The 16294-nt window shown below is 72.2% G+C and carries 10 protein-coding genes; 3 read left to right on the top strand and 7 right to left on the bottom strand.

From position 1 onward, the window contains the following. Nucleotides 1–15: 15 nt before the first annotated feature. The 4 genes from IO20_RS0123510 to nsdA form a co-directional block, all read right to left on the bottom strand. Nucleotides 16–2484: a [protein-PII] uridylyltransferase gene (locus IO20_RS0123510; protein WP_030551041.1), complete on the bottom strand. Its 2469-nt coding sequence runs from the start codon at nt 2482–2484 to the stop codon at nt 16–18. Nucleotides 2485–2504: 20 nt separating this feature from the next. Then, nucleotides 2505–2843 (bottom strand): P-II family nitrogen regulator, encoded by a 339-nt coding sequence (locus IO20_RS0123515; RefSeq protein ID WP_015036464.1) that lies wholly within the window; start codon nt 2841–2843, stop codon nt 2505–2507. Beyond that, nucleotides 2840–4186 (bottom strand): ammonium transporter, encoded by a 1347-nt coding sequence (locus tag IO20_RS0123520; protein WP_030551043.1) that lies wholly within the window; start codon nt 4184–4186, stop codon nt 2840–2842. The genes IO20_RS0123515 and IO20_RS0123520 overlap by 4 nt, the downstream gene beginning before the upstream one ends. 345 nt (nt 4187–4531) lie before the next feature. Next, complete coding sequence (nsdA, locus tag IO20_RS0123525; RefSeq protein WP_030551045.1) at nt 4532–6007, bottom strand: transcriptional repressor NsdA; 1476 nt, start codon at nt 6005–6007, stop codon at nt 4532–4534. 427 nt (nt 6008–6434) lie between these two features. Between nsdA and IO20_RS0123530 the strand changes: the two genes are divergently transcribed. Continuing rightward, nucleotides 6435–7088, top strand: coding sequence for a bifunctional DNA primase/polymerase (locus IO20_RS0123530; RefSeq protein ID WP_030551047.1), 654 nt, complete (start codon nt 6435–6437; stop codon nt 7086–7088). A 109-nt stretch (nt 7089–7197) separates the two neighbouring features. Here IO20_RS0123530 and ftsY read toward each other — a convergent pair whose 3' ends face one another. After that, nucleotides 7198–8421, bottom strand: a complete 1224-nt coding sequence (gene ftsY / locus IO20_RS0123535) for a signal recognition particle-docking protein FtsY (RefSeq protein ID WP_030551049.1) — start codon at nt 8419–8421, stop codon at nt 7198–7200. 85 nt (nt 8422–8506) lie between these two features. On the opposite strand from ftsY, the gene IO20_RS0123540 reads away from it, so the two are divergent. Together IO20_RS0123540 and IO20_RS0123545 are read left to right on the top strand one after the other, a co-directional pair. Further along, complete coding sequence (locus tag IO20_RS0123540) at nt 8507–9964, top strand: cytosine permease (protein WP_030551051.1); 1458 nt, start codon at nt 8507–8509, stop codon at nt 9962–9964. Between the two features lie 57 nt (nt 9965–10021). Then, nucleotides 10022–10993, top strand: coding sequence for an LLM class flavin-dependent oxidoreductase (locus IO20_RS0123545; RefSeq protein ID WP_030551053.1), 972 nt, complete (start codon nt 10022–10024; stop codon nt 10991–10993). Between the two features lie 86 nt (nt 10994–11079). On the opposite strand, the gene IO20_RS0123550 is transcribed toward IO20_RS0123545, so the two are convergent. Both IO20_RS0123550 and smc read right to left on the bottom strand, forming a co-directional pair. Continuing rightward, the gene (locus IO20_RS0123550) at nt 11080–12513 is read right to left on the bottom strand and encodes a sugar porter family MFS transporter (protein WP_030551055.1); all 1434 of its coding nucleotides are present in this window, start codon (nt 12511–12513) and stop codon (nt 11080–11082) included. 194 nt (nt 12514–12707) lie between these two features. After that, nucleotides 12708–16292: a chromosome segregation protein SMC gene (gene smc, locus IO20_RS0123555; protein ID WP_030551057.1), complete on the bottom strand. Its 3585-nt coding sequence runs from the start codon at nt 16290–16292 to the stop codon at nt 12708–12710. Nucleotides 16293–16294 lie beyond the last annotated feature (2 nt).

Below are 16294 nucleotides of genomic sequence, written 5' to 3' on the forward strand. Positions count from 1 at the left end.
GGGTCGGTACGGGGCTCAGCGGAGCGCCGATTCGAGGGTCCTGGCCAGGTCGATCGCCTCCTCGTCCGACAGCGGGCCGCCGTCCGGCCGTGTCACGTACAGGGTGTCCACGGCGTTGGCGCCGAGGGTCGAGACATGGGCGCTGCGGACCCGTACGGCCGCTCCTTCCAGGGCGCGGCCGATCCGGTGGAGGAGGCCGGGGGCGTCCTGGGCGCGGACCTCGATGACGGTGGCGAGGCGGGAGCCGGCGGCGGCGACGGTGACGCGGGGCGGTGGGGCGGTGAGGCCGCGCCTGCGCGGGTAGGCGGCCTCGCGTTCGGCGAGGCGGGCGGGGATGTCGAGGGTGCCGTCGAGGGCGCGGACGAGGTCGGCGCGGAGCCGGGCGGCTTCGGGGAGGGAGCCGTATTCGGCGGCGACCCGCCAGTCGAGGACGAGGACGGGTCCCGGTCCCCCGCCGAGTCCGGCGGGGAGTTCGACGGCGCGCAGGTCGGCGGCGCGGACGGTGAGCCGGTGCAGGGCGAGGACCCCGGCGACGGCGGGGAGGACGCCGGGCCGGTCGGGCAGGGCGATGACGAGCTCGACGCCGACGGGTTCCGGTTCCTCGGGCTCCGCGGCGAGCGGTTCGGTGTGCAGGGCGAGGACGGGTTCGCCGGTGCGCAGGGCCTCGATGGCGAGGCGTTCCTGTTCGGCGCTGGGGGCGGCGGCCTCGGGGTCGGGCGGGGTCTCGCCCGCGAGGACGCCCGTGACCCGTTTGACCAGGTCGGCGACGAGGGAGGCGCGCCAGGACGACCAGGCTGCGGGCCCGGTGGCGAGCGCGTCGGCCTCGGTGAGGGCGTGCAGGAGTTCCAGGGTGCCGACGGTGCCGACGGCGGTGGCGACCGAGCGGACGGTGGCGGGGTCGTCGAGGTCGCGCCGGGTGGCGGTCTCGACGAGGAGCAGGTGGTGGCGGACGGCGGTGGCGATGGTGGCGACGTCGGTGCGGTCGAAGCCGATGCGGGTGGCGAGGTCGCGGGCGATGGTCTCCCCGGCGACGGAGTGGTCGCCCGGCCAGCCCTTGCCGATGTCGTGGAGGAGGGCGGCGACGAGGAGGAGGTCGGGGCGGCCGACGTTGCGGGTGAGCGAGGAGGCCCGTACGGCGGTCTCGACGAGGTGGCGGTCGACGGTCCAGGTGTGGACGGGGTTGCGCTGGGGGCGGCAGCGCACGCGCTCCCAGTCGGGGAGCAGCCCGGTGATCAGGCCTTCGGCTTCCAGGGCCTCCCAGACCGGGACGGTGGCCTCGCCGGCGCCGAGCAGGGTGACGAGTTCCTCGCGGGCCTCGGCGGGCCAGGGCACGGGCAGGGGTTTCGCGGTGGCCGCGAGGTGGCGTACGGCGTGCAGGGAGATCGGCAGGGCGGACTGGGCGGCCGCGGCGGCGGCCCGCAGGGGCAGTACGGGGTCGCGTTCGGGGCGGGCCGTGCGGGCGAGGACGACCTCGCCGTCCATCTCGACGACGCCTTCGGCGAGCGGGGTGCGTTCCACGGGCGGTTTCCCGGCGCCGGCCCGGCCGCTTCCGGCGCGGCCGGTGAGGAGGGCGCGCAGCCGGGGCCGGGCGGAGCGTGCCTTGAGGACGCGGTTGACCTCGCGCCAGGTGACGTCGGTGGCGTACGAGACGGTCCGGGCGGCCTCGTACACCTCGCGGAGCAGGGTGTCGGCGTCGAGGAGGCCGAGTTCGGCGGCGACGGCGTCCTGTTCCTGGAGGGCGAGCCGGTCGGTGGCGCGGCCGGTGGTGAGGTGGAGGGCGTCGCGGGCGTCGAGGAGGCGGCGGCGGGCCGCGTCGAGGCCTTCGCGGGGTGCGTCGGCGAGCCAGGAGGCGGCGACGGCGCGGAGGACCTGGGCGTCGCGGAGTCCGCCTCTGGCCTCCTTGAGGTCGGGTTCGAGGAGGAACTGCAGCTCGCCCATGCGTTCGGCGCGTTCCCGGCAGAGTTCGTCGAGTTCGGGAAGGCGTTTGGGGGCCTGGTTGCGCCAGTCGGCGAGGATCGTGGTGCGGAGGGCGGCGACGAGTCCGTGGTCTCCGGCGAGGGGCCGGGCGTCGAGGAGCCCGAGGTGGACCTTGAGGTCCTCGCCCGCGGTGGCGCGGGCTTCGGCGGGGGTGCGGACGGAGTGGTCGAGGGCGAGCCCGAGGTCCCAGACGGGGTACCAGATCCGGTCGGCGAGGGCGGCGATCGCGGCCTTGTCGGCGCTGCCGTCGTGGAGCAGGACGAGGTCGAGGTCGCTGCGGGGGGAGAGTTCGGCGCGGCCGTAGCCGCCGACGGCGACGAGGGCGACCCCGCGGGGCGGTGCGGCGGCCGTGAAGAGCCCGGCCAGCCAGTCGTCGGTGAGCCGGGCGAGGGCGGTACGGCGCGGCGGCCCGGACCGCTCCTTCTCGTGGAGGAGGAGCAGCCGGGCCGCCGCGTAACCGCCGGGTCCCGAATCTTCGGTCTCTTCGCTGACTTCGAGGCTCGTCACCCGGCGGCTCCTTCGTGTGCTTACAGTGCGTCCGGACCGCGCTCGCCGGTGCGGACCCGTACGGCGGTCTCGACCGGCACGCTCCACACCTTGCCGTCACCGATCTTGCCGGTTCGGGCGGCCTTGACGACGACGTCGATGAGCTGTTCGGCGTCCTCGTCCTCGACGAGGACCTCGATGCGGATCTTGGGGACCAGGTCCACGGTGTACTCGGCGCCCCGGTAGACCTCGGTGTGGCCGCGCTGGCGGCCGTAGCCGCTGGCCTCGGTGACGGTGAGGCCGTGGACGCCGAACGCCTGCAGGGCCTCCTTGATCTCGTCGAGCCGGTGCGGCTTCACGACCGCGGTGATGAGCTTCATGCGTCCACCTTCTTGTTCTCCGTGACGGCCGGGGCGGGGGCGGCGGTGCCGCGCGAGGACGCGCCGCCGCCGGCTCCGCTGAAGTCGTACGCGGTCTCGGCGTGCTCGACCTGGTCGATGCCGGAGACCTCGTCGTCCTCGCTGACCCGCATCCCCATCGTCTTGTCGATGATCAGGGCGAGGATCGCGGAGGCGATCAGAGAGTAGGCGAGGACGGCGAAGACGCCGACGGCCTGCTTGCCGAGCTGTTCGAGGCCGCCGCCGTAGAAGAGGCCCTTGACGTCGGACTGGACGCCGCCGGTGGCGAAGAGGCCGACCAGGAGGGAGCCGAGGACGCCGCCGACGAGGTGGACGCCGATGACGTCGAGGGAGTCGTCGTAGCCGAACTTGTACTTGAGGCCGACGGCCATGGCGCAGAGGAGACCGGCGATGGCGCCGATGGCGATGGCGCCGAGCGGGCTGACGGCGCCGCCGGACGGGGTGATGGCGACGAGGCCGGCGACCGCGCCGGAGGCGGCGCCGAGGGTGGTGAAGGCGCCGTGGCGGATCTTCTCGTACGCGAGCCAGGCGAGCATGGCGGCGGCGGTGGCGACCTGGGTGTTGACGAACATCACGGCGCCGACGCCGTCGTCGTTGCCGAGCCAGGAGCCGGCGTTGAATCCGAACCAGCCGAACCAGAGGAGACCGGCGCCGAGCATGACCAGCGGAAGGCTGTGCGGGCGCATCGGGTCCTTCTTGAAGCCGACGCGCTTGCCGATGACGAGGATCACGCCGAGGGCCGCGGCACCGGCGTTGATGTGGACCGCCGTACCGCCGGCGAAGTCGATGACGCCCATCTCGAAGAGCCAGCCGCCCGAACCCCAGACCCAGTGGGCGACGGGGAAGTAGACGACGGTGACCCAGAGGGTGATGAAGAGGGCCCAGGCGGTGAACTTGACGCGGTCCGCGAGGGCGCCGCTGATCAGGGCGGGCGTGATGATCGCGAACATCAGCTGGAAGACGGCGAAGACGTACACCGGGATGGTGTAGCCGTCCCACAGCTCGGTGACGCCGATGCCGCTGAGGCCGACGTAGTCGGAGGACCAGCCGACGATCGAACCGACGTCGGTGCCGAACGCGAGGCTGAAGCCGAAGAGCACCCACAGGATCGTGACGATCCCGAGGCTGATGAAGCTCATCATCAGCATGTTGAGGGTGGACTTGACGCGGACCATGCCTCCGTAGAAGAAGGCGAGTGCCGGGGTCATCAGCATGACCAGGGCGGAGCAGATGAGCATGAACCCGGTGTTGGCGGCGGACAGCTCGGGGGCGTCTGCTGCCAGGGTCATGATGGCTGGTGCCATCGGCGTCTCCTCGTCGTCGAATGCGGCCTGTGCGGGGGCGGGGCCGGAGAGCGGCTCGGCCGTGAGGGGTGGCCGGTTATGGGCCAGAGATTCGCGCAGCGCGGTTTCCGCCGATGCCGCTCGATGTTTCCGAGCGGTGACGAAGGGGTGGGGCGTGTTACGTGGCCGTGAACGCCCGGATCACGAGGAGGTGCCGTATGTACGCTGCACGCGACAAAAAGCCGGCCGCGCCGACGTCCGTGTGACCTTGCGGCGGGGGAGCCGAGTCGGGCAGTACGGGACGTCCGGCGCGGCCGGGGTCGGTGCGGGCCCGCGAAGCCGGGGCCCGGGGGGTGGAGCGCTTCGTCAGACCGCTTCGGCGGCCTCGGGCAGCAGCTGGGTGAGCCGGTCGGTGAGCTGGACGACCTCGGCGACGTCGCCGTAGCCCCGGGCCGCCTGGTCGACGGTCTTGCGGAGCCGGGTGTTGACCCGCTCGGAGCGGATGCTCTTGGCGACGCCGAGGGCCTTCTCCGCGAGGACGACGGACTGCTCGGGCTCGCGCTTGAGGAGGTGGACGGTGGCCATGCCGATGAGGTTGAGCGCGTACGACCGCTGGTGGTCGGGGTCCTTCTCGAAGAGCTCGACGGCCCGCTCCATGACGGGTTCGGCGAGCGAGGCGTAGGTCGGGGAGCGGCCCGCGACATAGGCGAGGTCGCGATAGGAGTGGGAGTTCTCGCCGTTGAGCTCGGCCTCGGAGAAGAAGCCGATCCAGTCGGGCTCGGGCTCGCCGTCGAGACCGACGTCGGCGAAGGTGTCCTCGGCCATCCGGACGGCCCGCTTGCACTTGGACGGCTGGCCCATGTTGGCGTAGGCGCGGGCCTCCATCGCATACAGCATGGCCTGGGTGCGCGCGGTGGCGCAGTCTCGACTGCCGTACTGGGCCAGATGGATGAGTTCGAGGGCGTCGTCGGGCCGGCCGAGGTGGATCATCTGGCGGCTCATCGAGGACAGGATGTACGAGCCGAGGGGCTTGTCGCCGGCTTCCTTGGCCGCGTGCAGGGCGAGGACGAAGTACTTCTGGGCGGTGGGCTGGAGGCCGACGTCGTAGCTCATCCAGCCGGCCAGCTCGGCGAGTTCGGCGGCGCAGGTGAAGAGGCGCTTGGCGATGGCGGCGGGCTGGGACTCCTGGAGGAGGTCGGTGACCTCGTGGAGCTGTCCGACGACGGCCTTGCGACGCAGTCCGCCGCCGCACTGGGCGTCCCACTTGCGGAACATGGCGGTGGTCGACTCGAGGAGGTCGAGTTCGAGCTCGGAGAGCCGGTTGGGGCGGCGGGCCTCCGCGACGGGGTCGGGCCGCTCGATGTCTCCGACGGGGGTGGGGACGAGCCAGCGCTGCATCGGTTCGATGAGGGCGGGGCCCGCGGCGAGCGACAGGGAGGAGCCGAGGAAGCCACGGCGGGCGAGCATGAGGTCGCTGCGGGAGAACTCGCTGAGCAGGGCGACGGTCTGCGGGCCGGCCCAGGGCAGGTCGACGCCGGAGACGGAGGGCGACTGGTGGGCGGTGCGCAGACCGAGGTCCTCGACGGCGACGACGGAGCCGAAACGCTCGGAGAACAGCTCGGAGAGGATGCGCGGGATGGGCTCGCGGGGCTGCTCGCCGTCGAGCCAGCGGCGTACGCGCGAGGTGTCGGTGGAGATGTGGTGCGCGCCCATCTGGCGTGCCCTGCGGTTCACCTGCCGCGCGAGTTCGCCCTTGGACCAGCCGCTGCGCACGAACCACGAACCCAGCTGCTCGTTCGGGCGCTTGCCGGCAGTCGTACCGTCTGCGCCGTTGCCGCCCACTGGAACGCCCCCATCCACCTGATTGCCTGTCATCCGAAGCCTTACCAGAATGCCGCGTCTCGCGGCACCCGTCCGGCGTTCGCACTCCTTCGAACTGGAAACCGGGTTGCCTCCGGCATACCCGCGGGCTCAACGGCCCCCGGTGGTTCGAGTACCGAAAGTAATCCTACGATCACCCCTCCACGAGGGGGATTCAAGAAACGCCACCATTCGCCACCCCTTCGAATGAACTCGCCGCCCATGGAACGCGATTCACTTGACATGCGACGAACCGGAGTCGGCGGACGGATGCGCGGAGAGGCGCACGCACCGGCCCGCACCACCCCTGGCGCGACCGCACGCCATTTGCGGCGGACGGACCGTGACGAAGGGTGACGACGATGCTCCGAGTCGTAACCACCGGCGCGCTCGACCCGTTGGAGGGGGCATGGGTTTCACGATCGGCGGCATTCGTGAGATGCGGACCGGCGCACGCCGCCGCGTACGCACCACGGAGTGCACTGCGGTGGCCGAGTACACAGGGCTGTGGGGCTGGGACGTGGTTCCCGGCGCACGGGCCCTCTCCGGCCAGTGCTCCTGCGGGGATCCGGCCTGTACGGCCCCCGGCGCGCACCCCCTCTCCTTCGCGGAGCCGGTCCCGGCCGGCGCAGGACTCGACGACGCGGCCAAGGCGTGGTCGGAGCATCCGGGCGCGGCGCTGCTGCTGCCGGTGGGCCGCGCCTTCGACGTGATCGAGGTCGCGGAGGCGGCGGGCAGGCTGGCGCTCGTGCGGCTCGAGCGCATGGGGCTGCCGCTGGGTCCCGTGTGCGTGACGCCGACCGGCCGGGCGCGGTTCTTCGTGGCGCCGGGCGCGGCGGCGGAGCTGCCGCAGCTGCTGTACCGGATGGGCTGGGACGACGCCGATCTGGACCTGCACGGCCTGGGTCCCGGCAGCTACGTCACCGCTCCCCCTTCGGACCTGGGCGGGCTCGGTCCGGTGCGCTGGCTGCGGCCGCCGACGCTCGACACGGCGGGCGCGCCGCCGCAGGCGCGGCTGCTGCTCGGCACCCTGGCGTACATCTGCCACCGGACGCACTTCTAGGGCCGCCGCGCTTCCAGGACGCCCGTCGTGGACGCGCTTCCACGACATACGTGAGGGCCCCCGCCACCGGATGGTGACGGGGGCCCTCGGGCGTGTGCGCGGACGGCGGTCAGTCGCCGATCAGGGCGTCGACGAACGCGCCCGGCTCGAAGGGAGCCAGGTCGTCCGGGCCCTCGCCCAGGCCGATCAGCTTGACCGGGACGCCCAGCTCGCGCTGGACCGCGATGACGATGCCGCCCTTGGCGGTGCCGTCGAGCTTGGTGAGCACGATGCCGGTGATGTCGACGACCTCGGCGAAGACGCGGGCCTGGGTCAGACCGTTCTGGCCGGTGGTGGCGTCGAGGACGAGCAGGATCTCGTCCAGCGGGCCGTGCTTCTCGACGACGCGCTTGACCTTGCCGAGCTCGTCCATGAGGCCGGTCTTGGTGTGGAGCCGTCCCGCGGTGTCGATGAGGACGACGTCGGCGCCCTCCGCGATGCCCTCCTTGACCGCGTCGAAGGCGATCGAGGCCGGGTCTCCGCCCTCCGGGCCGCGGACGGTCCGGGCGCCGACGCGCTCGCCCCAGGTCTGGAGCTGGTCGGCGGCGGCGGCCCGGAAGGTGTCGGCGGCGCCGAGGACGACGGACTTGCCGTCGGCGACGAGGACGCGGGCCAGCTTGCCGGTGGTGGTGGTCTTGCCGGTGCCGTTGACGCCGACGACCATGACGACGCCGGGGACGTCCGTGGGGCTCTCGGTGTGCACCGTGCGGTCGAGCTCGGGGTCGAGGAGCGTGACCAGCTCCTCGCGGAGCAGACCGCGCAGCTCCTCCGGGGTACGGGTGCCGAGGACCCTGACCCGCTCGCGCAGCCGCTCGACGAGCTCCTGGGTGGGGGCGACGCCGACGTCGGCGGTGAGGAGGGTCTCCTCGATCTCCTCCCAGGTGTCCTCGTCGAGGTGCTCGCGGGACAGGAGCGTCAGCAGCCCCTTGCCGAGCGAGTTCTGGGAGCGGGCGAGCCGGGCCCGGAGGCGGACGAGACGGCCGGCGGTGGGCTCCGGGATCTCGATCTCGGGGGCGGCGGGCTCGGCGACGACGGGGTCCTCGACGGCGACCGGCGTCCCGACGGCCTCATCGGCGGGGAGGGTGACCTCCTCGACCGTGCGGCGTGGTTCCTCCCGCGGTGTCTCCGCCTCCTCGCCGACGTGCGGTTCGGCGGGCGGAGCGGTGATGGTCGGCGTGGTGGACGGCGGCTCGGCCGGCGGCAGCTGCTTCTTCTTGCGGCCGCTGATCACGAGCCCGCTCGTCACGGCGACCGCGACGACCAGAGCGATGACTACAGCAAGGATGAGTTCCATAACCTCATCAGTATCGGCCAAGAAGGGGCCGGAGACGGAGCACGTACTCTGGGTGGGTCCCCCCACCTCTGTACGGAGTACCCCCATGCCCCACGACGCCTCCGAAGCCGCAGGCGCGACGCACGACGGCGCCATGGAGACCCGCGGTCTCGAACCCGTCCCCGACAGCGAGCGGACCGGTCGGGTCCGGGAGCTGTTCCCCACCTGGGTCGCCGCGAACATCAGTGTGCTGCTGCTCACGATGGGCGCGGGTCTCATCGTCTTCAACGGCCTGAACTTCTGGCAGGTCCTGGCCGTGGCGGTGGCCGCGCCGGTCCTGTCGTACGGGATCGTCGGTGTGATCTCGATCGCGGGCAAGCGGGGCGGGGCGCCGGGGATGGCGCTGTCGCGGGCCGTGTTCGGGCAGCGCGGAAACCTTTTTCCCGGTGCGCTGATCTGGGTGGCCAGGTGGGGCTGGGAGACGATCAACGCGGTGACCGGCGCCTACGCGGTGCTGACGGTCCTCGACCTGCTCTTCGGCGTGAAGTCGAACACGCTCCTCATCGTGGTGACGCTGCTGCTCTTCGTCACCTGCACGTTCCTGGTCTCCGGGCTCGGCATCAACGCGCTGCGGGTGTGCAGCAAGTGGTCCACGTACCTCTTCGGCGCCTTCTCGGTGCTCGTCCTGGTCTACCTCGTGGCGAACACCGACTGGTCGGCGGTCTTCGACAAGCCGGCCGGTTCGACGGCGATGATGATCGCCGGCATCGGCACGATCGCGGCCGGCGGCATCAGCTGGGTCCCGTCGGGTCCGGACTTCACCCGCTATCTGCCCCGTACGGCCTCCTCCAAGGCGATGGTCGGCTCGACGGTCGGCGGCGCCGGGATCGTCGTCCTGCCGATGGTCCTGATGGGCGCGGTGATGGCGGTGTCGACGCCCGACCTGGCCTCGGCGCAGGACCCGGTCTCGTTCATCGGTGAGCTGCTGCCGATGTGGATCTCCGTGCCGTACCTGGTGATCGCCCTGCTCGGGATGCTGCTGATCAACTCGATGTCGATGTACTCGGCCGGGTTCACGGCGCAGACCCTGGGCATCAAGGTGTCGCGGGCGGCCGCGGTCAGCGTGAACGCGGTGATCAGCCTGGTCTTCGGCTTCCTGCTGATGGTGGTGGCGACCAGCTTCATCGGCTCGTTCATCTCCTTCCTGACGCTGCTCGCGGTGGCGTTCTCGGCATGGATCGGTGTCTTCGGCGTGGACATGCTGCGGCGCCGGACGTACGACGCGGTGGCGCTGATGGACACCACCAGGACCAGCGCGTACTGGTACCGGGGCGGGTTCGCCTGGCAGGCGATGACGGCGTGGGCGGTGGCCCTCGTCGTGGGCCTGCTGTTCACGAAGGTCGACTGGTTCGCCGGTCCGCTGGCCTCCTCCTGGATCGGCGAGAACGGACTGGGCTGGGCGGCGACGATCGTGGTGGCGGGCGCGCTGTACGCCGTGCTGCCCCGTACGCCGGAGAGGGCTCCCGCGGACCGGGTCGAGGTCCGCGAGACCGTTTCCATCTGACGCAACGTCAGATAACGTCCCCCTTCGCAGTCATCCACCCGCGGAGGGGGACTTCCCATGCCCTTCACAGTCGTCCGGTTCAACCTCGTCGATCCCCGCGCGACCCCGGAGTCCCTCTCGGAGCGCTACCGGGCGGCCCTCGCCATGGCCGCGTACGCCGACGAGCACGGGGTCGACACCGTGCAGACCGAGGAGCACCACGGGGTCGAGAACAACTGGCTGCCCTCCCCCTTCGCCTTCGCGGGCGCGGTCTTCGGGGCGACGCGCAGGATCGCCGTCACGGTCTCGGCGATCATCGGACCACTGCACGATCCGCTGCGGCTCGCCGAGGACATCGCGGTCCTCGACCTGCTGAGCGGGGGCCGTCTGGTGACGGTCGCGGGGATCGGCTACCGGCCGGAGGAGTACGAGGAGCGCGGCGTCGACTGGGGCCGGCGCGGCAAGCTCCAGGACCTGCTCCTGGAGACCCTGCTGACGGCCTGGACCGGGGAACCGTTCACGTACCAGGGCCGTACGGTACGGGTCACCCCGCGCCCCTTCACCCGGCCGCATCCGCTGCTGCTCGTCGGCGGTTCCTCACGGGCCGCGGCGCGGCGGGCGGCCCGGCTGGGGCTGCCGTTCTTCCCCAGCGCGCATCTGCCGGACCTGGAGACGTACTACCGGGAGCGGTGCGCGGAGTACGGGACCGACGGCTGGACGATGATGCCGGCGGAGGAGACCCCGCTGCTGCACGTGTCGGAGGACCCGGACCGGACCTGGGCGGAGAACGGGGAGCACTTCCTGCACGAGGCGCGGACGTACGCCTCCTGGCAGTCGAAGGACATCCGCTCGGCGGTGCGGTCCACGGCGACGACGGTGGCGGAGCTGCGGGCGGAGGGCGTGTACCGGGTCGTCACTCCGGAGGAGTGCGCGGGCCTCGGCCTGGAGAGCATGGTGCTGCATCCGCTGTGCGGCGGAATGCCGCTGGAGGAGGGGTGGCGGAGCGTGCGGCTGTTCTGCGACGACGTACTGCCCCGGCTGAAGGCGTAGAGCCGGCCGGGGACGGCGTACTGCCCCGGTTCGAGGCGTGAGGCCTCGGGCCGGGGCAGTCGTCGTGAGGAGAGGGGCAGCGGGGATTAGCCCATCTCCTCCAACGCCTTGCCCTTGGTCTCCTTGACGTACCTGAGCACGAAGGGGATCGAGAGCACGGCGAAGACCGTGTAGATGACGTAGGTGCCGGAGAGGTTCCAGTCCGCGAGGGACGGGAAGCTGGCGGTGATGGCCCAGTTGGCGATCCACTGCGCGGAGGCGGCGACGCCCAGTGCGGCGGCGCGGATCCGGTTGGGGAACATCTCGCCGAGGAAGACCCAGACCACCACGCCCCACGAGAGGGCGAAGAAGAGCACGAAGACGTGGGCGGCGACGAGGGCCACCACGCCCTGGGTCTCGGGCAGCTTGCCGTCGACGAGGTCGGCGGAGAAGGCCCAGGCCTCGAAGGCGAGGGCGATCGCCATGCCGATGGAGCCGACGAGGGCGAGCGGCTTGCGGCCGACCCGGTCGACCAGGACCATCGCGATCACGGTGCCGATGATGTTGATGATCGACGTGGTGAACGAGTAGAAGAACGAGCTCGACGGGTCGATGCCGACGGACTGCCAGAGGGTCGCGGAGTAGTAGAACGCGACGTTGATGCCGACGAGCTGCTGGAAGACCGAGAGTCCGATGCCGACCCAGACGATGGGCAGCAGCTTGAAGCGGCCGCCGGCGACGAGCAGGTCCTTGAAGGTGGACTTGTGCTCGCTGCGCATGGCCCGGTCGATCTCGGCGACGCGGAGGTCGAGGTCGACGTCGTGGCCCTCGACCTCGGCCAGCACCTCCTTGGCCCGGTCGGTCTTCCCGACGGAGATGAGGAAGCGGGGCGACTCCGGGATGGCGAAGGAGAGCATGCCGTAGAGGAGCGCGGGGACGACCATCACGCCGAGCATCCACTGCCAGGCTTCGAGTCCGCCGATCTCGCCGCGCTGGTCGCCGTCGGCGAGCTGGAGGATGCCGTAGTTGACCAGCTGGGAGATGGCGATGCCGATGACGATCGCGGCCTGCTGGAAGGAGCCGAGCCGGCCGCGGTAGGCGGCGGGGGCGACCTCGGCGATGTAGGCGGGGCCGATCACGGACGCCATGCCGATGGCGAAGCCGCCGACGACCCGCCAGAGGGCCAGGTCCCAGAGGGCGAACGGCAGCGCCGAGCCCACGGCGCTGATGGCGAAGAGCACCGCGGAGATCTGCATGCAGCGGATGCGGCCGATGCGGTCGGCGATCCGGCCGGCGGTGGCGGCGCCGATGGCACAGCCGATCAGGGCCACGGCGATGACCTGGGCGAGGGTGCCGGAGCCGATGTCGTAGCGGTCGCGGATCGCCTCGACGGCGCCGTTGATCACGGAGCTGTCGTATCCGAAGAGGAAACCGCCCATCGCGGCGGACGCCGTGATGAAGATGACGTGGCCGAGGTGATCCGGGTGGGCGGCTCGGCCTTCGGATGGCGGCGGCGTGGGCGCCTGCGCGGTGTTGGTCACATGGACTCCTCGGTGGGGGGAAAGCCCTTCCAGTGGCGCACAACATCACGCCGCCCACCACGTGAAGGTAAAAGCAACGTTGCAGACCCTATGCCTTCAAGTTTCGAAGTCAATAGTCGATGTCGTGTGACTTTACGAGCACAAGATAAGGCTGTGAGTTCAAGACTTGAACAGATGGGCCTTCGACCGAACCCTCAGCGCAGCCGCTGGCTGATGACCTTCGAGACGCCGTCACCCTGCATGGACACCCCGTACAGCGCGTCCGCGACCTCCATCGTCCGCTTCTGGTGGGTGATCACGATCAGCTGCGAGGACTCCTGGAGCTCCTGCATGATCCGGATCAGCCGCTGGAGGTTGGTGTCGTCGAGCGCCGCCTCGACCTCGTCCATCACGTAGAAGGGGCTGGGCCGCGCCTTGAAGATGGAGACGAGCAGCGCCACGGCGGTGAGCGAGCGCTCGCCGCCCGAGAGCAGCGAGAGCCGCTTGACCTTCTTGCCCGGCGGGCGGGCCTCCACGTCGACGCCCGTGGTGAGCATGTTCTCCGGGTCCGTGAGGATCAGCCGGCCCTCGCCGCCCGGGAAGAGCCGTGAGAAGACGCCCTCGAACTCACGGGCCGTGTCCCGGTACGCCTCGGTGAAGACCTGCTCGACCCGCAGGTCCACCTCCTTCACGACCTGAAGCAGGTCGGTCCGGGTCTTCTTCAGGTCCTCCAGCTGCTCCGAGAGGAACCGGTGCCGCTCCTCCAGGGCCGCGAACTCCTCCAGGGCCAGCGGGTTGACCTTGCCGAGCTGGTGGTACGCCCGTTCGGCGGCCTTCAGCCGCTTCTCCTGCTCCGAACGGACGAACGGGCGCGGCTCCTCCGCCTCCGACGGCTCCGCACCCTCGGTGCTCCCGCCCTCGGTGCTCCCGCCCTCGACGGCAGGCGACGGCGGCACGGGCTGGTCCGGGCCGTACTCGGCGACCAGGTCGGTCGCCTCCACACCGAACTCCTCCAGGGCCTTCGCCTCCAGCTGCTCGATCCGCAGCCGCTTCTCCGCGCCGAGCACCTCGCCCCGGTGGACGGAGTCGGTCAGCTTGTCGAGGTCCGCCTTGAGGTCACGGCCCCGGGTCCTGGCGGCCGTCAGGCCCTCCTCCCGGTCGGCGCGTGCCGCCTGGGCCGCCGCCCGCTCCCGTTCGGCGCGGACGAGCGAGACCTCGACATGGGCGAGGAGGCCCCGGGCGCCGGCGGCGACCGCGCCCGCGACCCGCTCCTCGTGGCGCAGCCGGGCCCGGCGCTGCTCGGCACGCGCGCGCGCCTCCCGTTCGGCGCGGGCGGCCCGGTCGAGGGAGTCGGCCCGCCCCGCGAGCGCCTTGACCCGCTCCTCGTGGGTACGGACCTGGAGCCGCGCCTCCATCTCGGTCTGGCGCGCGTGGGAACCGTCGACGGCGAGCCGGTCACGGGTGGCGGTGTCGGGCTCCTCGTCGCCGCCGTCCGTGCCGTCCCCGAAGGCGGCGGCCTCCTGGGCCACCAGGAGCCGTTCGGCCAGCTCCTCCGCCTCGGCGTTCGCCCGCTCCAGGGCCTCCTGGGCGCGGGCGGCGGCGGCCGCGGTCCGCTCGGCCTCCCCCGCCGCCGCCCTGGCCTGGCCGGCGAGGCGCCCGAGCTCCTTGGCGACGGCGGACTTCTCGCGTTCGGCGGTACGGCGGCGGGTGTCGAGTTCCTCGACGAGCGCGGCGGCGGTACGGCGACGCTCGTCGGCCTCCCGCTGAGCCGTCGCCAACTCCTCGCAGCGGAACCTCAGTTCGTCCAGCTCGGCGGCGGCCTCGGCCACCGCGGCCTGGACTTCGAGGAGGCTCGGCGCCCCCGCGGAGCCTCCGCGCGCGAAGTGCGCGCCGAGCAGGTCGCCTTCGGCGGTGACGGCGGTCAACGCGGGCCGGCTCCTGACCAGTTCCTCGGCTTCGTCCAGATCGCCGACCACCACGACCCCGGCGAGCAGGCGGCGGACGGCGCCCATGAGCTCGGCGGGCCCCCGGACGAGGTCGGCGGCGTACGGATGGCCCGCGACCGCCGGCAGGGGATCCGGTTCCGTGGCCTCGGTCAGCAGCAGGGACGCGCGGCCCGCGTCCTGCTTGCGCAGCAGGCGAAGGGCTTCCGCGGCGGCGGAGGGCCCGGTGGCGGCCACCGCGTCGGCGGCGGCGCCGAGGGCCGCGGCGACGGGGACCTCGTACCCCGGGGTGACGGTGAGGAGCTCGGCCGCCGGGCCGAGGAGTCCGCCGAGTCCCGAGGTGAGCAGGGCGCCGGTGCCGTCCTTGCGGCGCAGCCCGAGGGCGAGGGTCTCGTGCCGGGCCCGGGTCGCGGCGCGGCGGCGTTCGGCCGCCCCCACTGCCTCGCGGGCGGCGCTCAGCCCGGCCTCGGCCTCGGCCAGTTCACGGCGGGCGGCCTCGTACCGCTCACCGTGCTCGGTGTCCGCGGCGTCGAGTCCCTCGACCTCCGCCTGGAGCCGCTCGTACTCCTCCTGGGCGGTGACCGCCCGCTCCCCCGCCTCGTCGCGGGCGGCGGCCAGCCGGTCGATCTCGGCCTGGGCCGAGGCGGCGCGCGAGCGGGCGGCGTTGACCTGGCCGTGGAGACGGGCCAGGCCCTCGCGCCGGTCGGCGAGCGCGCGGGCGACGTCCTTGAGGCGGCGCTCCTCGGCCGCCAGCGCCTGTTCGAGCTCGGCGCGGTGGGCGACGGTGTCCTCCAGGGCGCGCTCGGCCGCCTCGAGGGCGGCTTCCAGCTCCGCCTCCTGCTCGCGGACGCGGGCCGCCTCCCGCTCCAGGTCCTCCGGGTCGCGGCCCCGGCGGTCCTCGGCGGGCGCCGCGGTGGCGCTCTTCACGCGCGCGTCGGCGAGGGAGACGGTGCCGCGGACGCGTTCGGCGAGCTGGGAGAGGGCGTACCAGTTCTGCTGGGCGCGCTCCAGACGGGGCACGAGGGCGCGGGCCTCCGCTTCGAGCTCGGCCTCGCGGGCGAGCGCGGCGCGGAGCTCGTTCTCGGTGGCCTCCTTGCGGGCGAGCAGGGCCGCCTCGTCGGCGACCTCGGCGGTGAGGGCCCGTTGGAGGTGGACGAGGTCGTCGGCGAGGAGGCGGAGCCGTGCGTCGCGCAGGTCGGCCTGGATGACGACGGCCCTGCGGGCGACGGCGGCCTGCCGGCCGAGGGGCTTGAGCCGGCGGCGCAGCTCGTCGGTGAGGTCCTGCACGCGCGCGAGGTTGGCCCGCATCGCGTCCAGCTTCCGCAGCGCCTTCTCCTTGCGCTTGCGGTGCTTGAGGACGCCGGCGGCCTCCTCGATGAAGGCGCGGCGGCCCATCGGGTCGGCGTGCAGCACCGAGTCGAGCTGTCCCTGCCCGACGATGACGTGCATCTCGCGTCCGATGCCGGAGTCGGAGAGCAGGTCCTGGAAGTCGAGCAGCCGGCAGGTGTCGCCGTTGATCTGGTACTCGCTGCTGCCGCCGCGGAACATGATCCGGGTGAGGGTGACCTCGGCGTAGTCGATGGGCAGCGCGCCGTCGGAGTTGTCGATCGTGAGGGAGACCTCGGCACGGCCGAGCGGCGGGCGCCCGGTCGTGCCGGCGAAGATGACGTCCTCCATCTTGCCGCCGCGCAGCGACTTGGCGCCCTGCTCGCCCATCACCCAGGACAGGGCGTCCACGACATTGGACTTGCCCGAGCCGTTGGGGCCCACGACACAGGTGATTCCCGGCTCGAACCGCAGGGTGGTGGCCGAGGCGAACGACTTGAATCCGCGGAGTGTCAGGGCCTTGAGGTGCACCC

The organism is Streptomyces exfoliatus, from assembly GCF_000725545.1.
GTDB classification, from domain to species: domain Bacteria; phylum Actinomycetota; class Actinomycetes; order Streptomycetales; family Streptomycetaceae; genus Streptomyces; species Streptomyces exfoliatus.